Source organism: Nonomuraea rubra (assembly GCF_014207985.1).
GTDB classification, from domain to species: domain Bacteria; phylum Actinomycetota; class Actinomycetes; order Streptosporangiales; family Streptosporangiaceae; genus Nonomuraea; species Nonomuraea rubra.
The window spans coordinates 3,538,943-3,558,846 of sequence record NZ_JACHMI010000001.1; the positions used below are offsets into that span (position 1 = coordinate 3,538,943).

18 protein-coding genes, 4 tRNA genes and 1 riboswitch are annotated in these 19,904 nt (G+C 71.3%); of the genes, 13 read left to right on the top strand and 9 right to left on the bottom strand.

Annotation, left to right across the window (positions count from 1 at the left end; all coding sequences use genetic code 11):
- Positions 1–61 precede the first annotated feature (61 nt).
- Both pobA and HD593_RS16095 read left to right on the top strand, forming a co-directional pair.
- Positions 62–1,225: a 4-hydroxybenzoate 3-monooxygenase gene (gene pobA / locus HD593_RS16090; RefSeq protein ID WP_185102934.1), complete on the top strand. Its 1,164-nt coding sequence runs from the start codon at positions 62–64 to the stop codon at positions 1,223–1,225.
- 27 nt (positions 1,226–1,252) lie between these two features.
- On the top strand, positions 1,253–1,564 hold the full coding sequence (locus tag HD593_RS16095) for a DUF6401 family natural product biosynthesis protein (RefSeq protein ID WP_185102935.1): 312 nt from the start codon (positions 1,253–1,255) through the stop codon (positions 1,562–1,564).
- 135 nt (positions 1,565–1,699) lie between these two features.
- On the opposite strand, the gene HD593_RS16100 is transcribed toward HD593_RS16095, so the two are convergent.
- Positions 1,700–2,485, bottom strand: a complete 786-nt coding sequence (locus tag HD593_RS16100) for a mechanosensitive ion channel family protein (protein ID WP_312903495.1) — start codon at positions 2,483–2,485, stop codon at positions 1,700–1,702.
- 150 nt (positions 2,486–2,635) lie between these two features.
- Between HD593_RS16100 and HD593_RS16105 the strand changes: the two genes are divergently transcribed.
- The gene (locus HD593_RS16105) at positions 2,636–3,019 is read left to right on the top strand and encodes a VOC family protein (protein WP_185102936.1); all 384 of its coding nucleotides are present in this window, start codon (positions 2,636–2,638) and stop codon (positions 3,017–3,019) included.
- A 91-nt stretch (positions 3,020–3,110) separates the two neighbouring features.
- Here the strand turns inward: HD593_RS16105 and HD593_RS16110 are convergent, their stop codons facing one another.
- Together HD593_RS16110 and HD593_RS16115 are read right to left on the bottom strand one after the other, a co-directional pair.
- A complete protein-coding gene (locus HD593_RS16110) occupies positions 3,111–3,875 on the bottom strand; it encodes a class I SAM-dependent methyltransferase (protein ID WP_221524785.1) in 765 nt (254 codons plus the stop codon).
- A 24-nt stretch (positions 3,876–3,899) separates the two neighbouring features.
- Complete coding sequence (locus tag HD593_RS16115) at positions 3,900–5,117, bottom strand: riboflavin synthase (protein WP_185102937.1); 1,218 nt, start codon at positions 5,115–5,117, stop codon at positions 3,900–3,902.
- Positions 5,118–5,355: 238 nt separating this feature from the next.
- Here HD593_RS16115 and HD593_RS16120 point away from each other — a divergent pair, with 238 nt between their 5' ends.
- A complete protein-coding gene (locus HD593_RS16120) occupies positions 5,356–6,048 on the top strand; it encodes a GNAT family N-acetyltransferase (RefSeq protein ID WP_185102938.1) in 693 nt (230 codons plus the stop codon).
- A gap of 128 nt (positions 6,049–6,176) precedes the next feature.
- Here HD593_RS16120 and HD593_RS16125 read toward each other — a convergent pair.
- The 6 genes from HD593_RS16125 to HD593_RS16150 all read right to left on the bottom strand — a co-directional run bounded on the left by HD593_RS16125 (position 6,177) and on the right by HD593_RS16150 (position 9,475).
- Positions 6,177–6,248, bottom strand: a tRNA-Val gene (locus HD593_RS16125).
- Positions 6,249–6,269: 21 nt separating this feature from the next.
- Positions 6,270–6,341: transfer RNA gene (locus HD593_RS16130), tRNA-Gly, on the bottom strand.
- A 49-nt stretch (positions 6,342–6,390) separates the two neighbouring features.
- Positions 6,391–6,461: transfer RNA gene (locus HD593_RS16135), tRNA-Cys, on the bottom strand.
- Positions 6,462–6,476: 15 nt separating this feature from the next.
- Positions 6,477–6,548, bottom strand: a tRNA-Gly gene (locus HD593_RS16140).
- A 91-nt stretch (positions 6,549–6,639) separates the two neighbouring features.
- Entirely contained in the window at positions 6,640–8,799 is a 2,160-nt protein-coding gene (locus HD593_RS16145; RefSeq protein WP_246546563.1) for an N-acetylmuramoyl-L-alanine amidase, read from the bottom strand.
- 64 nt (positions 8,800–8,863) lie between these two features.
- Positions 8,864–9,475, bottom strand: coding sequence for a TetR/AcrR family transcriptional regulator (locus tag HD593_RS16150; protein WP_221524786.1), 612 nt, complete (start codon positions 9,473–9,475; stop codon positions 8,864–8,866).
- Between the two features lie 52 nt (positions 9,476–9,527).
- On the opposite strand from HD593_RS16150, the gene HD593_RS16155 reads away from it, so the two are divergent.
- From HD593_RS16155 to HD593_RS16195, 9 genes are all read left to right on the top strand, one after another.
- Positions 9,528–10,346, top strand: a complete 819-nt coding sequence (locus HD593_RS16155) for an ABC transporter ATP-binding protein (protein ID WP_246546566.1) — start codon at positions 9,528–9,530, stop codon at positions 10,344–10,346.
- Positions 10,330–11,079: an ABC transporter permease gene (locus HD593_RS16160; RefSeq protein WP_185102939.1), complete on the top strand. Its 750-nt coding sequence runs from the start codon at positions 10,330–10,332 to the stop codon at positions 11,077–11,079. Before HD593_RS16155 ends, HD593_RS16160 begins: the two co-directional genes overlap by 17 nt.
- Before the next feature lie 69 nt (positions 11,080–11,148).
- A complete protein-coding gene (locus HD593_RS16165) occupies positions 11,149–11,424 on the top strand; it encodes a hypothetical protein (protein ID WP_185102940.1) in 276 nt (91 codons plus the stop codon).
- Between the two features lie 11 nt (positions 11,425–11,435).
- A complete protein-coding gene (glmS, locus tag HD593_RS16170; RefSeq protein ID WP_185102941.1) occupies positions 11,436–13,256 on the top strand; it encodes a glutamine--fructose-6-phosphate transaminase (isomerizing) in 1,821 nt (606 codons plus the stop codon).
- 70 nt (positions 13,257–13,326) lie between these two features.
- Positions 13,327–14,103 carry an SAM-dependent methyltransferase gene (locus HD593_RS16175; protein WP_312903496.1) on the top strand — a complete coding sequence of 259 codons (777 nt, stop codon included), beginning with the start codon at positions 13,327–13,329 and terminating at the stop codon, positions 14,101–14,103.
- 97 nt (positions 14,104–14,200) lie between these two features.
- Positions 14,201–15,337 carry a Bug family tripartite tricarboxylate transporter substrate binding protein gene (locus tag HD593_RS16180; RefSeq protein WP_185102943.1) on the top strand — a complete coding sequence of 379 codons (1,137 nt, stop codon included), beginning with the start codon at positions 14,201–14,203 and terminating at the stop codon, positions 15,335–15,337.
- Between the two features lie 4 nt (positions 15,338–15,341).
- Positions 15,342–15,537: riboswitch (cobalamin riboswitch) on the top strand.
- A 111-nt stretch (positions 15,538–15,648) separates the two neighbouring features.
- Positions 15,649–17,805, top strand: coding sequence for a ribonucleoside-diphosphate reductase subunit alpha (locus tag HD593_RS16185; protein ID WP_312903497.1), 2,157 nt, complete (start codon positions 15,649–15,651; stop codon positions 17,803–17,805).
- A 14-nt stretch (positions 17,806–17,819) separates the two neighbouring features.
- Positions 17,820–18,815 carry a ribonucleotide-diphosphate reductase subunit beta gene (locus tag HD593_RS16190; protein WP_185102945.1) on the top strand — a complete coding sequence of 332 codons (996 nt, stop codon included), beginning with the start codon at positions 17,820–17,822 and terminating at the stop codon, positions 18,813–18,815.
- 12 nt (positions 18,816–18,827) lie between these two features.
- Positions 18,828–19,901 (top strand): mechanosensitive ion channel family protein, encoded by a 1,074-nt coding sequence (locus HD593_RS16195; RefSeq protein ID WP_185102946.1) that lies wholly within the window; start codon positions 18,828–18,830, stop codon positions 19,899–19,901.
- Positions 19,902–19,904: the final 3 nt, after the last annotated feature.

Here is a 19,904-nt window from a genome sequence, read left to right on the forward strand (position 1 = left end):
TCTTCCACTCAGCGGAAGGCGGCCCTCGGCTGAACCGCCCCCGAGGCTGGATGCTTCCTTCATGCGAACTCAGGTCGGGATCATCGGGGCGGGCCCCGCTGGTCTGCTTCTGTCACACCTGCTCCACCTGCGCGGCATCTCCTCCGTGGTGCTGGAGAAGCGCAGCCGCGACTACGTCGAGCGCCGCGTACGCGCCGGCGTGCTGGAGCAGGGCACGGTGGACACGCTGGTGGAGGCCGGCGTCGGCGAGCGGATGCTGCGCGAGGGGCTGCCCCACCACGGCATCGAGCTCAGGTACGGCGGCGCGGGGCACCGCATCCCGTTCGAGAAGCTCGTGCCGGGCCGGTCCATCACCGTGTACGGGCAGCAGGAAGTGGTCAAGGACCTGATCGCGGCCAGGCTGGCCGCGGGCGGGGACGTACGGTTCGAGGTCGAGGACGTGGAGCTGCACTCGCTGGAGTCGCAGCCGTACCTCACGTTCGGCGGCGAACGGCTCGACTGCGACGTCATCGCGGGCTGCGACGGCTTCCACGGGGTGTCCCGGCCGGCCATCCCCGAGGGCGTGCTGAGCGTCTTCGAGCGGGATTATCCCTTCGCCTGGCTCGGCATCCTGGCGCGCGTGGCGCCCTCGTCGGAGGAGCTGATCTACACCAGGACGGAACGCGGCTTCGCCCTGCACAGCATGCGCTCGCCCACCGTCAGCCGCTTCTACCTCCAGGTCCCCGCCGACGCCCGGCTGGAGGACTGGCCGGACGAGCGGATCTGGGCGGAGCTGCGGACCCGGCTGGAGACCGTGCCCGGTTTCACGCTGGCCACCGGTGAGATCATGGAGCGGGGCATCACGCCGATGCGCGGGTTCGTGGCCGAGCCCATGCAGTACGGGCGGCTCTACCTGGCGGGGGACGCCGCCCACATCGTCCCGCCCACCGGGGCCAAGGGGCTCAACCTGGCCGTGGCCGACGTGCGGGTGCTGACGGAGGCGCTGGTGGCGTACTTCGGGAGCGGTTCGGCCGAGCTGCTGGACGGGTACTCGGAGGCGTGCCTGAAGCGGGTGTGGCGGGCGCAGCACTTCTCGTGGTGGATGACGACGCTGCTGCACACGTTCGAGGACGACGATCCGTACGCGCGGAAGCTGCAGCTGTCCTACCTCGACTACGTGACCTCGTCGGAGGCGGCGGCCACGACGCTGGCGGAGAACTACGTGGGCCTGCCGTTCGACCGCTGACCTCGAAAGATGCCTTACCCTTGGCGCGTGGTCTTCGAGGAGGGATGGGCGGCTTCGCCCCTGCGCTGGCTCATGCACGCCCTGGGCGACGCCCAGCTCGCCAGGATGGACGGTGATCCGGGGCTGCTGGCCGCGGTCGACCAGCACGCGGCGGTGCTGCGTGACGCCATCCCGCTCGACCGGGAGACGCTCGGCGACTACCTGCTGGGCTTCCTCGACGAGCTGCGGCACCGCGACTGGGCCTTCACCGGCGAGCCGGACGCGCCGTCGCTGCGGCTGACGGCGGTGTGCTGGCTGACCCGCGAGCTCGACCTGCTGGAAGACGGCCACCCAGCCTGAGACCTGCTGAGAGACGGCCACTCCGCCTGAGACCTGCTGGAGGACGGTCACCCAGCCTGAGACCTGCTGCTCGGGATCGGCTACTCCGCCAGGCGTGAGAGTGCCCCGGGCGGTTCGCCCAGGGCACTCGGAGCCTCAGCCGGGAGGCATGTCGGAGCGGTGTGCTCCGCCGGGCGACGTCCGGATCGGCGCCGTCTCCTCCGTCATGGCCCGGGCGTCCTCACGCCCCCGCTGGTACGCCTCGGCGTGCGCCCTGGCCTGCGGAGCCTCCTGCTCGATCCGCCCCAGCCAGCGCTCCCACCGCTGCTGCATGGGCCGGATGAGCCCGCCCCCGATGCCGATCGCCGCGATCGCCCCGATCGTGGCGAGCACCGTGATCAGCACCGGCGTCGTCACGGTCGTGGCCACCCCGATCTGGTTGAGCGCGGCGATGATGCCCAGCGCCCAGATGAACACCGCCGCCGCGGTCGCCACCCAGCGGCCGTACGACAGGCCGCCGAGCATGCCGCTCACGATGTCCTTGACGGCCTTGGCCACGGCCCCGGCCACCACGATGATCACGATGGCCACGAGGGCCATGGGCAGCCAGCCGACCACGCTCGCCAGCAGCGCCGAGACCGGGTTGGGGCCGAAGACGTTGAAGGCTATCTGCAGGGTGACCAGCAGGATCGCATAGAAAACGATCTTCGCGAGCAGGCTGCTGGCGTCGTACTTGCTCCGCTCCAGCCAGCGGCGCACGCCGCTGCGCTCCACCGCGCGGTCGAAGCCGACCCGTTCGAGCACCTTGTCGACGATCTTCTCCAGCGCCTTGGCCACGATCCACCCGATGATCAGAATCACCAGGAACGCGACCAGTTTCGGCACGAACGTCGCTATTTGCCGCCAGGCGTCAGAGATGCCCTGGCCGATGTTGATATCCACGGTTTCCTCCTCCGAGGAGCCAATGCATCGGCGCTACCCGCCCTCGATCGCTCTATACACACTCTGTCCTCAAAACTTCGCACAAGGCGACATACCTCCCGCTGCGCTGGAGGCGCCACGCCCGTTGACGGCCTCGCTAGGGTGATCACCATGCATCGCAGCCGGCTCTTCGCCCTCCTGATCGACACCCCGGCGCCCGAGGCCGAGGCGGCGACGGCCTTCTGGGCCGCCGCGCTCGGAGCGACGGCCCGTCCGCTGCCCTCGGAAGAGCAGTTCATCTCCCTGCACGGGGCCGTTCCCGGCCTGGCCGTGGCCGTGCAGGCGATCGAGGACGGCGAGTCCCGCTTCCACATCGACATCGAGAGCGACGACGTCGAGGCGGAGACCCGGCGGCTGATCGGCCTCGGGGCCGTCGAGGTGTCGCGGTGGCAGGAGTGCCGCATCCTGCGTGCCCCGGGTGGTCACCTGATGTGCGTGCTGCCCGTCGAGAGCGATCCCGCCGTGTTCGAGGCCGAGGCCAGGACCTGGCCCTGATCAGCACCCCACGAGCCGCCCCGGTCGTCGACCGTCGCGGCCCACCGGCCTACCGGGGACCCACCGCCCGCCGGGGACCCGCAGGCCTTTCTCAGATCACCGGCCTTTCGCAGACCACCAGCCGGTACCCGAGGTCGAGCGCGGCGAGCCCGAGCAGCTCGCCGTGCCGCTCCACCCACCGCCCCGACTCCAGGTCGGCGCCGAGCCGCTGCATCGCCTCGCCCGCGACGTCCTCGCCGACCGTGGCGAACGCCGAGATGGACGCCCGCACCCTCGGGTCGAGGTAGCGTTCAGGCCGCCGCCAGTACGCCCCCATGAACCCGTCCGTGCAGTCGGCCGGCACCGGAACGGGCGTCACGGTCGTCCGCCCGCCACCCCGCCCGAGCTCGGCCACGACCGTCGCCACCGTCGCCAGCCCCGCCTCCAGCCGGGACAGCTCAGGCACGTAGTCGCGTACCAGCCAGAACCGCCCGGTCACCGCCGGATCCCAGGTCAGCACCACCTGCCGCGCCGAGACCCGGCGCAGCTCGGCGAGCCCGGCGGCGGCATCGCTCCAGTGATGCACGGTGAGCACGGCCAGCGCCGCGTCGAACGAGCCGTCGGCGAGCGGCAGCCGTTCGGCCCGCGCCCGCACCACCGGCGCCGACCCCGCGCGGCGCTGGGCGATCATCACGGCCGACGGCTCGACGGCCAGCACGTCGCGGCCGGCGGGCTCGTACGAGCCCGTCCCCGCTCCCACGTTCACCACGCTCCCGGCCGCCCCGAGCGCCGCGTCGATCATCGCCGCGACCCGCGGGTCGGGCACCCGCTGACCGGCATAGCCGACACCGAGCCGCAGGTAGGGGTCACCGCTCACAGAGGCCCGCCTTCCAAGAGGGGGTCACAACCACGTACGCAGGTCGCGGACGTCGATCAGCGGCAGGCCCCACCGCAACGCGGACGCCTCCAGATCGGCGGCCCCGGCCATCGTGCCGTCGGGCCGCATGATCTCGCAGCAGACGCCCACGGCAGGCAGCCCGGCCGCCAGGCACAGCGCCACGGTCGCCTCGGTGTGCCCGGCCCGCTCGCCCAGCAGCCCCGGCCTGGCCCGCAGCGGGAACACGTGACCGGGTCGCAGGAAGTCGCCCGGCCGGGCCTCGGGGTGGGCCAGCCGCCGCACGGTGGCGGCCCGCTCGGCGGCCGACACCCCGGTGCCGGTGCCCTCCGCCAGGTCCACGGGCACGTGCGGGCGGGTGCCGTGCCGGTCGCCCTCACCCGGCATCGGCCCGATCTCCAGCCGTTCCAGCACCTCGGCCGCGCACGGCACGGTGGGGTGCCCGCAGCACTGCGTCAGCATGAACGTGAACGCCGAGGGCCGCAGCGCCGCCCCGCCGAAGATCACGTCGCCTTCCGTCTCCCGGTCCGGATCCCACACCAGCACCGCCCCGCCCGCGGCGATCTGGGCGACGGCCTTGTCCACCCCGGTACGCCCCGAGATGTGCCCCGCCCAGCCCAGCGCCGACACCGCCCGCGCCACGTCGGCCGCCGCCGCGGGCCGCGCCGCCGCCAGCCGCCCGACCAGGTCGGACTCCAGGTTGACCCGCTGGCCGACCGCCACCGACCCCAGCGTCGTGCCCGCCATCGTGGCCGGGATCAGCACCACGGAGAACCGGTCGCGTACGACCTCCGCCACCGTCAGGCTCACCCCGTCGACGGCGATCGACCCCTTGGCGGCCACCCGAGGGACGAACCGGGCGGGCGGCCTGATCCACACCCGCAGCCCCGCGCCCTGCTCCTCCACGCCGACGACCTTGCCGACCGCGTCGACGTACCCCTGCACCAGGTGCCCGTCGAGCCGGTCGCCCACGGCCAGCGGCACCTCGACGTTGACCTCCCGCCCGGCGGTCAGCTCGTCGAACGTCGTCCGCCGCCGCGTCTCTCCGGTCACCGTCGCCACCACCGCGCCGTCGCCGAGCTCCTCGACGGTGACGCGTACTCCCGCCACGGCCAGCGACCCGCCCGCGCGGAGCGCCGCCACGCTCTTGCGCGCGCGGAGCACGAGCCGCTCGCCCTCGGCGGACTCGATCCGCCCGATCTCCTGAACAGACCCGCTGAACATCGGCCATCCCTTTCCCGAAACGAGCACTCGGCCACGTGACGTCAGGGGCCCGCGGGGACGGGGCCCGAGAGATGGCGGGGTCTCACCGCGTGGCCCCGGAATCGCACCGGGTCGTTCCGCCCGCGGGGCGGAACCGGCGGGCTGTCACCGCCGCACCTGGAATTACACCGCCACCAGCGTAACCCGTTGACGCCCGGCTCCGGGCCCGGCAAGGATGATCACTCTGGGGGGTGCATCGATGACTTTCACGCTCAAGGGTCCCGTGCTCGAAGGCACGCTCGTCCGCCTCGAACCTCTCGGTCAGCACCACGCCGGCGACCTGGCCGTGGCGGCCGAGGAGGACCGCAGCGCGTTCACGTTCACCTGGGTGCCGAGGGCCGGCGAGGTCGGCGGCTACATCGACGCGCAGCTCGAGCGCCAGGCGGCGGGGCGGCTCGCGCCGTACGCGCAGGTGGACAGGGCGTCGGGCCGCGCGGTCGGGGTCACCGCCTACTGGGACCCGCGGCTGTGGCCGGGAGGCGACCGGCTGTGCGCGGTCGAGATCGGGTTCACCTGGCTGGGCGGATCCGCGCGGGGCACCGGGGTGAACACGGAGTCGAAGCTGCTGCTGTTCGGCCACGCCTTCGAGAGCTGGGGCGTGGCCAGGGTCGATCTCAAGACCGACGCCCGCAACGAGCGCTCGCGGGCCGCCCTGGAGAAGGTGGGCGCCCGGTTCGAGGGCGTGCTGCGCAGTTGGTCGCCGTCGTGGGCGCCCGGGGAGGACGGCCTGCTGCGCGACTCCGCGATGTTCTCGGTCATCGCCGAGGAGTGGCCGCAGTGCCGGGCGCGGCTGGTCCGGCTGCTGGAAGCACGGGGTGGCGCCGAGGTGCCGGGTGCTCCCCCCAAGCCGGGTGTGTTCCTCCCCGGCAGGGGTGAGCCGGTCGGCGGCTGACTCCGGCGTCCGCGCCGGCCCGGCGTCTCGTACGGCCTGCGGCGCTTCCTCACCCGCCGCAGAAAGCAGCAGCCCCAGACCCGGGCGGGAAAGCCACGAGCTGGGGCCGAACTCTCATGAGAGAAGTGTGGACGATACTGGGATTGAACCAGTGACCTCTTCCGTGTCAGGGAAGCGCTCTCCCGCTGAGCTAATCGTCCTTTATTGAGTTGGAAACTCAGAGCGGAAGACGGGATTCGAACCCGCGACCCTCACCTTGGCAAGGTGATGCTCTACCACTGAGCCACTTCCGCATGGTGCCGCACTTACTTTAGCGGATCCCGGAGGGTCCGCAGATCACCGAGGTGGAGACGGGATTTGAACCCGTGTAGACGGCTTTGCAGGCCGCTGCCTCGCCTCTCGGCCACTCCACCAGGAGTCCAGCTCCGAGCGGAAGACGGGATTCGAACCCGCGACCCTCACCTTGGCAAGGTGATGCTCTACCACTGAGCCACTTCCGCGTGTATCTCCGGCTACCTGTGCCGGGCCACGGGAAAACCATATCGTCTCCGGAGAGTGCCCGTGCGCACTGCGCGGCCCGTGGAGCGAAAATCAATCGATCAAACGCACGTCCTTGGCCATCACGAACATCACCCGGTGCCCGAGCTGGATCTGGTGGTAACGGGTCTTGCCGGTGGTGGTCACGTGCTTGGACGGCGAGTACGCGTTGGCGGCGTAGTACGAGCCGGTGACGGTGTCACCCACCGTGTACGTCTGCCCCGGCGCGATCTTGTACTTGAGCGGCGTCAGCGGCTGGTACGCGGCGGACTCGTAGGCGGACTTCTCCGGGTACGCCCGCCCGTACACCTTCACCTCGCCCGACAGCGGCGTCACCATCGGCCCCTTGGCCGGGATGGCGGTCGGGTTCGAGGCCGGGTTGTGGAACCACGCCTTCTGCCCCAGGTACCAGATCGCCGTCCAGTCCCCCTGCCGGGCCGCGACGGCGTACCGCTGGCCGGTGGAGGCGCGGGCGCTGTGGTCGTACACGCTGTACGTGCTCGGCTTGCCCGGGTGCTTGCCCAGGTCGGTCACCAGGGGAGCGGTGTGGCTCGGCGACTTGTGCAGCCAGACGGTGGACGCGCCGTGCGCGGGGCACGCCTGCGCGGGCTTGGCGGCCACGCAGCCGGTGAAGCGCGGCCGGTGGGACGCGTACGACGGGCGGATGATGACCGAATCGCCGTCCTTGGCGGCCTTGAACGGCTTGTCCATGAGCTCGAAGTAGTGCTCCCAGTCCCAGTACGGGCCCGGGTCCTCGTGCATGCCGGCGACCGTCTGCGGGGTCGTGCCGGGGACGTTGTCGTGGCCGAGGATGTGGGCCCGGTTGAGCGGGATGTCATGCTTGGCGGCCAGGTACTTGACCAGCCTGGCCGACGAGCGGTACATCGCCTCCGTGTACCAGGCGCCGCCCTTGGCCAGGTAGCCCTCGTGCTCGATGCCGATCGAGCGGGTGTTGACGTCCCAGTTGCCCGCGTGCCAGGCGATGTCGTTCGTCGGCACGTGCTGGGCGACATGTCCGTCCCTGGAGCGGATCGTGTAGTGCCAGCTCACGTACTTCGGGTTGCGGACCAGGCTGGGGATGCCCTGGTAGGTGCCCTCCGTGTCGTGGATGACGATGTAGTCGACCGAGCGCTTGCGGGCCAGGTGGTCGTGGTTGCCGTAGTCGCGGTTCTTCTTCTTGCCGAAGCGTTTGTAGGCGGCGGGCATCCATTCGCAGGTGAGGGAGGACGGGCACTCCGCCTGTGACGACTGGCCCTTGGGCGTGGTCTCCCACAGGGCGTCGGCGTCGGCTCCGGCCAGCAGCCCCGCCTCCCCGTCGGGCCACCCGTCGAGACCGGCCTCGGCCTGCTCGGCCTGCTCGTCCTGCGGGTCTGCGGGTGAGGCGGACGGGCTGGGCTGCGGGCTCGCCGGTGGAGTGGTGGTGCCGGGCTGTGCGTCGTCCGCCGGTGGAGCGGTGGTCTTGGGCCGGGCGTCGGCCGCCGGTGGGGCGGTGGCGCCGGGCTGCGTGCCGGCCGGCGGCGCCGGGTCCCCGCCCGCCGGGGGCAGGTCCGAGACGGGAGCGAGCCGCACCAGGTGGCCGTCGTCCGTACGGCGCTCCGCCCCCTCCCGCATCACCGAGAACACCTCGTCCGCGAACGCCCGGGACGCCACCGGGTCGTCCGTCCCCGCGTACCGGGCGACGGCCCCGTGCCAGTCGGCGGGCTCGGCGCTGGGCCGCTGCTGGTAGGAGGCCAGGAGGGCGGCGCCGGCGCGGATGTTCGCCGCCGGGTCCGTCCGCAGCCGCGCGGGCTCCACGCCGATCAGCCGCCCGGCCTCGGGCAGGGTCGTGCGGGGCGGCGCCGCCGCCGACTCGCGCAGCGCCGAGCGGGACAGGGCCTGGGTGACCGTGGCGGACATGGGCCGGGACTCGTCCCCGCGGGGGTCGCCGAGGGCGTCGCCGATGATCGCCTCTCCGTGGGCGCGTACGTCATCGGGAAAGGCGTCCACCAGGTGCATCGGGCCGTAACCGCCCGCCGTGCTGGGCCGCCCGCCGTTCGTGTCCCACCGGGACTCCAGGTACCCCACCGCGAGCAGCACGCTCTCCGGCACCCCGTACTCGCGCGCGGCGGCGGCGAACTCGGCCTGCCTGCCCACGTCGGGCGCGGTGACCGGCGGGACGTCGGCGGGTGCGGTGAGAACGCCGGCGGCCAGGACGACGGCGAGCCAGAGCTGCATGAACATCTCCCCAGGAACGTCACGATACGACTACTCACCGTAACTGTTCCCAGAAAGGGATGTGTCAGACGGGTCGGATGATACGCATGAGATCAGCCAGATCAGCGGCGAATTCGGCATCCCAGTCATCGACCGTCAGATGCTCCGCCAGCCGCCGGTGCGCGGGGGCGTCCTCGCCGCCGCGCCGCGCTCGCGACGCGTTCGAGGTGCCGGAGAAGCGCCCGTTCACCTCCGAGACCGCGAATCCGAGCACGAACGTGCTCACCAGCCGCTCCACCCGCGGCACCTCCGCCTCCGGTACCCCCGCCTCCAGCAGCGCCTGGTAGATCGCGTCCACCACCCGCACCCCGTCCGGCGTCACCGAGGAGCGGAAGAGCAGCAGCGGGAAGACCGAAGGATGCTCCCTGGCCACCCGCCGCGTCGCCTGCGCGACCGCGGTCAGCCGCTCCTGCCACGAGCCGCCGGGCCCGGCGGGGGCCAGCTCGGCGAGCAGCCGCCCCACCAGGCCGTCGAGCAGCTCGTCCTTGTTGCGGAAGTAGCCGTACAGGGCCATGGGCGTCACCCCGACGCGCTCCGCCACGGCGCGCATGGACAGGGCGTCGAGCCCGCGCTCGTCGGCGATCGCGAGTGCCGCGTCGAGGATTTCCGGCTGCCGGGAGGTCTTGAGCTTCCGCACAGGCCGAGTCTACAGTGTAGAGCAGTCTACAACGTAGACTGAGGAGGGTGTGATGGTCATGCTGAGGGCCGAAGGGCTGGTCAAGCGGTACGGCGACGTCACCGCGCTCGACGGGTTCGACCTGCGGGTGGCGCCGGGGGAGATCGCGGGGCTGGTGGGGCACAACGGGGCGGGCAAGACGACGTTCTTCGAGATCGCCGCGGGGCTGACCGCGCCGGACGCCGGGTCCGTGCGGGTCGAGGGCCGGGTGGACGTGGCGCCGCAGCAGCTCGCGCTCTACCCCGCGATCACCGTACGGGAGACGCTGCGGCTCTTCGGCGGCCTGGCGGGGCTGCGCGGACGGGCCCTGGCCGGGGCGGTCGAGAGCACGGCGGAGGAACTGCTGCTCACCGGCGTGCTCGACCGGCGGGCGGGCGTGCTCTCCGGCGGCCAGCAGCGCAGGGTGCAGGCCGCCACCGCCCTCCTGGCCGATCCCGGCGTGCTGCTGCTCGACGAGCCCACGGCGGGCGCCGACCCCGAGACGCGCGCCGCGCTGCTGACGGCCGTGCGGCGGCGGGCCGCTCGCGGCGCGGCCGTCGTCTACTGCACCCACTACCTGCCGGAGCTGTCCGAGCTGGGCGCCACGGTCGCCGTCGCGCGCGACGGCCGCGTGATCGCCCGCGGCGCGGGCGCCGACCTGCTGAAGGACCTGCCGGGGGAGGTGCGGGTGAGCGTGGAGGGCGGCCAGGACATCACCGTCAGCACCACCGACCCGACCGCGACCCTGACCGCCCTGCTGCGCGACCTCGACCGCCCGGTACGCGGCATCGACATCCGCCACCCCTCGCTCGACGACCTGTACCGGGAGCTGTCCCATGACCGTGCCGCGTGACGGACGCCTGCACAGGATCGCCGTGCTGACCGGGCACAACGTGCTGCTGCGCCGGCGCGACCCCGCCCACTTCGTCAGCTACCTCGTCATGCCCATGGTGCTCATGCTGATCTTCAAGGGCATGCTCGGCGAACCCACGCAGGCGGTCACCGGCCTGCTGGTGATGTTCTCGGTGCTGTCGATGGCCGACGTCGCCACCGCCACCCTCACGGAACGCACCTGGCACACCTGGGACCGCCTGCGCGCCACCAGGGCGACGGTGCCCGAGATCATGATCGGCAAGGCCGTGCCCGTCTTCGCCGTGCTGGTCGTCCAGCAGGCGGTGCTGCTGGTCTACGGCGTGCTCGCCGTCGGCATGCGCCTGTCGGGCCCGGTCTGGCCGCTCGCGCTGGCCGTGACGGCGTGGAGCTTCGCCCTGCTCTGCGTGGGCACCGCCATCGCCGGCGTCGTGCGCAGCCAGGGCGAGCTCAGCACGCTGTGCAACATCGCCGCCCTGTCGGTCAGCGCGCTGGGCGGGGCACTGGTCCCGTACGCGCTGATGCCCGCCTGGGCGCAGGCGGTCGCGCCGATCTCGCCCGGGTACTGGGCGACGGCCATGCTGCAGGCGGCGGTCAGGGGCGACCTCGCCGGTACGGCGGGCCCGGCGGCGGTGCTCGCGGGCCTCGGCCTGGCCGCCGGAGCGTTCGCCTGCCGGCGGCTGAGCAAGGGCTGGGGCCGCGCGGCCGTCGCCTAGAAGCATTCCCTGCCCGATATCGGGCAGGATGTTGGCGTGTCTCGTTCCAGAGCCGTAGTGTCCTCGTCTGTGTCCACGGCACGGCATCCGTACGAAGATCTCATCGCGCACCTCACGAGGACGAGCCCGCTCGGTCCGGGCGAGGCGGCCCGCGTGGTGGCCGACGTGCTGTCGTACTTCTCGGAGTCCACCGAGGAGTTCGTCCGCCGCCGCCACGGCGAGCTGAAGTCCAAGGGCTTCACCAACGACGAGACCTTTCCGCGGATCGCCGCCGAATTACGGAGCCGGCGGGTAACGGCTCCAGAGCTGTCCCTGAGGCAGCTACGCAGGATCGTCTACGGATAGAGGAGACCTCGATGTGCGGAATCGTGGCCTATGTCGGCCCCAAGGACGCTGCGCCCATCCTGCTGGAGGGCCTGCAGCGGCTGGAGTACCGGGGCTATGACTCGGCCGGGGTCGTGGTGTCCAACAAGGGGTTGAAGGTACGCAAGGTCAAGGGCCGGGTGGCGGACCTGGCCAAGGTCGTGCCGGTCAGGTTCAAGGGCGGCCTGGGCATCGGGCACACCCGATGGGCCACGCACGGCGTGCCGAGCGACGTCAACGCGCACCCGCACCTGTCCACCGACGAGCGCATCGCGGTCGTGCACAACGGCATCATCGAGAACGCCGGGGAGCTGCGCGCCAAGCTGGAGGCCGATGGTGTGGTGTTCGCCTCCGAGACGGACACCGAGGTGCTCGCGCACCTGATCGCCGCCGCCGTCGACGAGAACGACTCGCTGGAGGAGGCCGTCAGGAAGACGCTCAAGAGCGTCGTCGGCACGTACGGCATCGCCGTGATCGACTCCGAGCGGCCCGGCGAGGTGGTCGTGGCGCGCAACGGCAGCCCGATCGTGCTGGGCATCGGCGAGAAGGAGATGTTCGCCGCCTCCGACGTGGCGGCGCTGGTCCGCTACACCCGCCAGGTCGTGCACCTGGAGGACGGCGAGCTGGCCGTGCTCAAGGCCGACGGCTTCCACACCTTCGCCAGCGACGCCCGCGAGACGGCCAAGGAGCCGCTGACCGTCGACTGGGACGCCGGCCACTACGACACCGGCGGCTACGAGCACTACCTGCTCAAGGAGATCTCCGAGCAGCCCGAGACGATCACCCGCACCATGAGCGGGCGTCTCGACGAGCGCTTCCACGTGGCCCACCTCGGCGGCCTGAACATGGACGCCCGCGAGACCCGGAGCTTCCGCCGGGTGAAGATCATCGGCTGCGGGTCGGCGTACTACTCGGGCCAGATCGGCGCCCAGCTCATCGAGGAGCTGGCGCGCATCCCGTCCGACGCCGAGCCGGCCAGCGAGTTCCGCTACCGCAACCCCGTCGTCGACCCCGACACCCTCTACGTCGCGATCAGCCAGTCGGGCGAGACCTACGACACGCTCGCCGCCGTGCAGGAGCTCAAGCGCAAGGGCGGCCGGGTCATCGGCATCGTCAACGCCGTGGGCAGCGCCATCGCCCGCGAGGTCGACGGCGGCATCTACCTGCACGCGGGGCCCGAGGTCTCGGTCGCCTCGACCAAGGCGTTCACCTCGACGTCGCTGGCGTTCGCGCTGCTCGCGCTGCACCTGGGCCGCGTGCGCGACCTGTCGCCCGCCGACGGGCGGCGCATCGTGGAGGGCCTGCGCAGGCTGCCCGGCCAGATCGAGCAGATCCTGCAGCAGGGTGACAAGATCGCCGAGCTGGCCAAGAAGTACGCGCCGCACCCGAGCATGATGTTCGTCGGCCGGGTGCGCGGTTACCCGGTGGCCCGCGAGGGCGCGCAGAAGCTCAAGGAGATCTCCTACGTGCACGCCGAGGCGTACCCGGCCAGCGAGCTCAAGCACGGCCCGCTCGCGCTGATCGGCCCCGACATGCCGACGGTCGCGATCGTGCCCGACGACGAGCTGCTCGACAAGAACCTCACCACCCTCGGCGAGATCCGGGCCCGCGGCGGCCAGGTGCTCATGGTGGGGCACCGCGAGCCCGACGCCAAGCTGGCCGACGACGTGATCGTGATTCCCAGGAACGAGATCGAGCTCGACCCGATCCTGCTCACGATCCCGCTGCAGCTCCTGGCGTACCACGCCGCGGTGGCGCTGGGCCGCGATGTGGACAAGCCGCGCAATCTCGCCAAGAGCGTTACGGTCGAATAGCCGACTTGAATTCAGCCACAATCTTCCCAAGGTAGTGTTATCCGGCTGGATACGACATAGCTTCGATACTGTGCGGCAGTTCGACCACCAGAAGCCTCATCCCGCACGCATGTACGACTACATGCTGGGCGGGAAGGACAACTTCGCGGTCGACCGCCAGGCCATCGACCAGCTCGCCGAGCTGATCCCGGAGGCGGTCCCGCTGGCCCGCGCGAACCGGGCCTTCCTCCAGCGTGCCGTACGTTATGTCGCCCGCGCCGGGGTCGACCAGTTCCTCGACCTCGGCAGCGGGCTGCCCACCCAGGGCAGCGCGCACGAGGTGGCGCCCGAGGCCAGGGTCGTCTACGTCGATCACGACCCCGTTGTCGCCGCACACGCCACGGCCCTGCTCCGGCACTCGCCGGGCAGGGCCCGTTTCGTCCAGGCCGACCTGCTCGATCCCGAGGACGTGCTGGCCAGGGCAGGGGAGTTCCTCGATCTCGACCGGCCGATCGCGGTGCTGCTGGTCTCGATCCTGCACTTCCTGCCGGACTCGGCGGGGCCGCAGCGGGCGGTGGCCGTGCTGCGCGAGCGCCTGGCGCCGGGCGGCTTCCTGGTGATCACGCACGCCACGACCCTGGGGGGTCTGGAGGACGAGGAGCGGGCCAGGGGGGTCTACCGGGGCTCGACGGCCGGTGGCGGGACCGACCGGTCGCCGGGGCAGATCCGCGCGTTCTTCGGGGGGTGGCCGCTGGAGCCGCCGGGGCTCGTCCAGGCCACGGACTGGCGGCCGGACCGGCCCAAGCTGGTGGGGGACTGGTCGCTGCCGTCGTCGCTGATGGCCGGGGTGGGAAAGAAAACCACTTAAGCCTGAAAATCACGAAAAATCGCCAAAAATGGCGGTTTTGAGCGTTGACCATGATCCCCGTGTAGAGCGTCGGGTAATGGGTTAATAACCTAGAGTAATGGGGGATTCGAGGGAGAAGTACATGCGCCGGCGGCGGTTCCTCGCCTGCGGGCTCGGCGCCGTCGCCTGCGTGGCCGGTTGCGGCACGGAGCGGGCGGGGAACGTGCTGCGTACCGGATTCTCGATCACCACGGCGGGGCGCCGCTGGGCCCCCGTGGGGAAGGCGTTCGCCGGCGCGGCCCGCTCGGCGGGCTTCGCGGCGGCCGTCAGCCACGCGATCAGCGGCACCCCGGCGACCGGCACCGGCCCGACCGGCGGCCCGACCAGCGGCGGCCCGGCAGGCAGCGGTCCGTCGGGTGGCGGTCCGTCGGGTGGCGGGCCGACGGGTGGCGGTCCGGCAGAGGGTGGTCCCACGGTCGGTGGAGGGCCGGTGGCGGGCACCGGTTTCGCGATCACGGTGAGCGGCCTGCCCGCGCTGGCCGCCGCCGAGCTGAACAACACCCAGAGCCTGCTCGACACCGCCACCCCGCTGGCCAGACTCAGCGGCCAGATCGAGGTCGTGGTCGTCCCCGAGCGCTCGCCCCTGCGGGACTTCGGCGACTTCGCCGCCCGGCTCCTGGCCAGCCCCCAGCAGACCCTGCTGGTGGGCGGGCCGCAGGGCGAGCCCGACCACCTGCTGTTCGGCCTGATCGCCAGGGCCATCGGCGCGGACGGCAGGCGGGTCGACTACTCCGGCTACCCCCGGCTGGGCGAGGCCGCCTCCGCGTTGCTCTCCGGCAAGGCGGTCGCCGCGGCGGGCCCGCTGGCCGACTGGCGCACCGCCATCGGCCGCGGCCGCGTCAGGGCGCTCGCGGTCTCCTCGGCCCGCCCCGTGCCCGACCTCGACGTGCCGACGCTGCTGGAGTGCGGCGTCCGGGTGGACTTCGCTGACTGGACGGCCGCGTTCGGGCCCGAGGACATGCCGGCGGAGAGCCGCGAGCAGGCCGTGCGCATGTGCGAGGAGGTGATCGGATCCAGCGCGTGGGAGGCGGCCTGCCTGGCCGCCGGCTGGATCCCGATCCCGCTCGCCGGCGACGACTTCGCCCGCTGGCTCGGCACCGAGATCGCCCGCACCCGCGCCGTGCTGCGGGACCTCGGCCTCCTCGACTCCACCAAAGCCACAACATGCTGGGGTAGTTGCGGGAACGGCCACTAGATGTAGGATCCTGCTCGTCGCTGGTTCGCCTCACAGGAGGCGGAGCAAAAGGGAACCCGGTGCGATTCCGGGGCTGCCCCGCAGCGGTGAGCGGGAACGACCGCCGTCATTCGCACTGGAGAGATCCGGGAAGCGGCGGCCAGTAGGTGCCATCGAGCGTGCCCGCGAGCCCGAAGACCTGCCAGCGGCATGCCGGGTGCTGCCCGGCGTGAAGTGTTCAGGGTCTCGAGGGTGGGCCGGAGCGCGACGCGGCATGCCGATGGCGTGCCGCCGTGCTCTCGCGTGCCCTCACGGGGATGAGGAGAGCGAACGTGACTCAGATCGTCGAGGTTGACCGCCGCCTGGCCATCGAGGAGGCCGCCGCGCGGGTGATCGCCGACCCGGCCAACTCGCGGGTCGCCGCCCGGCTGCTGGCCGAGGAGATCGCCGAGGAGGCCGCCGGGCACGGCGTGCGCTCGTTCTCCGAGTCGATCGCGGCCACCCACGCGGCCGGGCTGATCCAGGACGCGCTCGCCGCGTTCGTCGCCGCGCACGCCGCCGAGCTGGACGCGCTGATCTCGGACGAGGCCGACGACCGGTTCGAGTACTTCGGGCTGCGTACGGTCTACGACCGCTACCTGCTGCGCCACCCCGAGACCCGCGACGTGCTCGAACGGCCGCAGCACTTCTTCCTCCGCGTGGCCTGCGGGCTGTCGGAGACCGTCGCCGAGGCGGCCGAGCTGTACGGGCTCATGTCCACGCTGTCGTACCTGCCCAGCTCGCCCACCCTGTTCAACTCCGGCGCGCGCCGCCCGCAGCTGTCGTCCTGCTTCCTGCTCGACTCGCCGCGCGACGAGCTGGAGGGCATCTACGACAGGTACGGCCAGGTGGCGCGGCTGTCCAAGTACGCCGGGGGCATCGGCATCTCCTGGACCCGGGTGCGCTCGCGCGGCTCCCTCATCAGGGGCACGAACGGCCACTCCAACGGCATCGTGCCCTGGCTGCGCACGCTCGACTCGTCCGTGGCCGCGGTCAACCAGGGCGGGCGGCGCAAGGGCGCGGCCTGCGTCTACCTGGAGACCTGGCACGCCGACATCGAGGAGTTCCTGGAGCTGCGGGACAACACCGGCGAGGACGCCCGCCGTACGCACAACCTGAACCTGGCCAACTGGGTGCCCGACGAGTTCATGCGCCGGGTCGAGGCCGACGAGATGTGGTCGCTGTTCGACCCGAAGGAGACGCCCGACCTCACGGACCTGTACGGGGAGGCGTTCGAGGCGAGATACCGCGCCTACGAGGCCGAGGGACGATATGTCAGGCAGATCCCGGCGCGCACCCTGTACGGCCGCATGATGCGCACCCTCGCCCAGACCGGCAACGGCTGGATGACGTTCAAGGACGCCGCCAACCGCACCTCCAACCAGACCGCCCGCCCCGAGAACGTCATCCACCTGTCGAACCTGTGCACCGAGATCCTGGAGGTCACCAGCGACGGCGAGACCGCGGTCTGCAACCTCGGCTCGATCAACCTGGCCGCCCACCTGGTGGCGGGCGAGGTGGACTGGGAGCGGCTGCGCCGCACCGTGCGCACCGCCGTACGCTTCCTCGACCGCACCATCGACCTCGGCTTCTACCCGACGCCCGAGGCCGAGGCGGCCAACAAGCGCTGGCGGCCCATCGGGCTCGGGCTGATGGGGCTGGCCGACGTGTTCTTCGCGCTGCGGCTGCCGTTCGACTCGCCGCGGGCGCTGGAGCTGTCCACCAGGATCTCCGAGGAGATCGCGCTGGCCGCGTACGACACCTCGGCCGACCTCGCCACCGAGCGCGGCCGGCACCCGTCGTACGCCGACACCCGCGCGTCCGGCGGCGTCCTGCACCCCGACCACTACACCACCTCGTCCCCTCAGTGGGAGGCGCTGCGCGAGAAGATCGCCCGCACCGGCCTGCGCAACTCGCTCATGATCGCCATCGCGCCCACGGCCACGATCGCCTCCATCGCCGGCTGCTACGAGTGCATCGAGCCGCAGGTGTCCAACGTGTTCAAGCGCGAGACCCTGTCCGGCGAGTTCCTCCAGGTCAACCGGTACCTGGTGGCCGACCTGCAGGCCCGGGGGCTGTGGACGCAGCAGCTCCGCGACGACCTCAAGCGGGCCGACGGCTCGGTGCAGGCGCTGCCCGGCGTCCCCGACGACCTCAAGGTGCTCTACCGCACGGCCTGGGAGCTGCCGCAGAAGGCGCTCATCGACCTGGCCGCCGCGCGCCAGCCGTACATCGACCAGTCGCAGTCGCTCAACCTCTTCATGGCCAGCCCCACCATCGGCAAGCTCTCCTCGATGTACGCCTACGCCTGGAAGCAGGGCCTGAAGACCACGTACTACCTGCGCTCCCGCCCCGCCACCCGCATCGCCCAGACCACGGTCGCGACGCCGGTCGCCGAAGCGGTGGCCTGCTCACTCGAGAACCCCGAGACCTGCGAAGCCTGCCAGTAAGGAGCCCTCTTCTCATGCTGCTCGACCCCGGAATGGACCTCACCCTCCGGCCCATGCGGTACCCGGACTTCTACGAGCGGTTCCGCGCCGCGATCCGCAACACGTGGACCGTCGAGGAGGTGGACCTGCACAACGACCTCGCCGACCTGGCCAGGATGACGCCGCAGGAGCGGCACCTGATCAACCGGCTGGTCGCGTTCTTCGCCACCGGCGACTCCATCGTGGCCAACAACCTCGTGCTCAACCTCTACCAGCACGTCAACGCCCCCGAAGCGCGCCTCTACCTCAGCAGGCAGCTCTACGAGGAGGCCGTGCACGTGCAGTTCTACCTCACGCTGCTCGACACGTACCTGCCGGACCCGGACGAGCGGGTCAAGGCGTTCGCCGCGATCGAGCACATCCCGTCGATCCGCGACAAGGCGGAGTTCTGCTTCAAGTGGATCGACTCCATCGAGAGCCTGCAGCGGCTGGAGACCGCCGCCGAGCGCCGCCGGTTCCTGCTCAACCTGATCTGCTTCGCCGCCTGCATCGAGGGCCTGTTCTTCTACGGCGCGTTCGCCTACGTCTACTGGTTCCGCTCCCGCGGGCTGCTCGACGGCCTGGCCACGGGGACGAACTGGGTGTTCCGCGACGAGTCCATGCACATGGAGTTCGCGTTCAGCGTGGTGGACACCGTACGGGCCGAGGAGCCGTCGCTGTTCGACGACGAGCTGGGCAAGCAGGTGACGCTGATGCTGGAGGAGGCGGTGGCCGCCGAGCTGGCCTTCGCCGAGGACCTGTGCGGTGACGGCATGCCCGGGATGAGCGCCGAGCAGATGCGCCAGTACCTGGAGTACGTGGCCGACCAGCGCCTGGCCAGGCTGGGGCTGCCCAGGCGTTACGGCTCGGCGAACCCGTTCGCGTTCATGGAGTTGCAGGACGTGCAGGAGCTGGCCAATTTCTTCGAACGGCGTGTCTCCGCGTATCAAGTGGCAGTTGAGGGAAATGTGACCTTTGACGAGACGTTCTAAGACATTGGGGGCATGAGCGTGCAGTCTCCGGCTGACTGGCCGATCCTCGTCATCTCGGTGGTGGGCGCCATCCTGGTGGTGGAGGTGTCCAGGAGGGTCCTCACCAAGGTGGGCCGGAAATGGGCGCTGGCCCGTCATCTGGTGGAGCACTGCACGTGGCCGGCCTTCTCGGTGGCCGCCGTGGTGGCGTTCAACCTCGTGTTCGGGCCGGGCATGTTCGGCGACTCGGCGAGCGAGCGGGGCACGGCGGGCACCGTCGAACGGGTGCTGGGCCTGTTCACGATCGCCGCGGTCACGTGGCTGATCGTGCAGGCGGCGTACGCGCTGACGGACGTCATCCTCGACCGGCTGGTGCTGGTCGAGGGGGAGCGCAACCGGCGGGCGCGGCGGATCATGACGCAGATCGCGCTGGTCCGCCGCGTCGCCGCCGCGATCATCATCGTGATCGCGGTCGGCGCGATGCTCTTCTCCTTCCCTCAGGTCCGCGCGCTCGGCGCCGGTCTGCTCGCCTCGGCCGGCATCGCCGGCGCCATCGTCGGCATCGCCGCCCAGCCCACCATCGGCAACATGCTCGCCGGTCTCCAGCTCGCCTTCAGCGACGCGCTCCGCCTGGACGACGTGGTCGTCGTCGAGGACGAATGGGGACGCATCGAGGAGCTCACCCTCACGTACGTGGTGCTGCGCCTGTGGGACGAACGCCGCCTCGTGCTCCCGGTCTCGTACTTCACCCAGAACCCGTTCGAGAACTGGACCCGCCACGGCAGCCGCGTCCTGGCCGTGTGCCTGCTGCGCGTGGACTGGTCGGTCCCCGTCCCGAAACTGCGTGACGCGCTCTACGAGTTCCTGCAGGGCAACCCGCTGTGGGACCAGAAGGACTGGACCCTCCAGGTCACGGACGTGCTGCCGAACGGCCTGGTCGAGCTGCGCGCCCTGATGAGCGCCGCCGACTCGCCGTCCTCCTGGGACCTCAAGTGCGACGTACGCGAATTCCTGGTCAATTTCGTCCGCGACAACTACCCGGAATCCCTGCCCCGCTTCCGCGTCGAAACCCCGGAGAGCCGAATCGGCGCCGGCGGCCATAAATAAGTG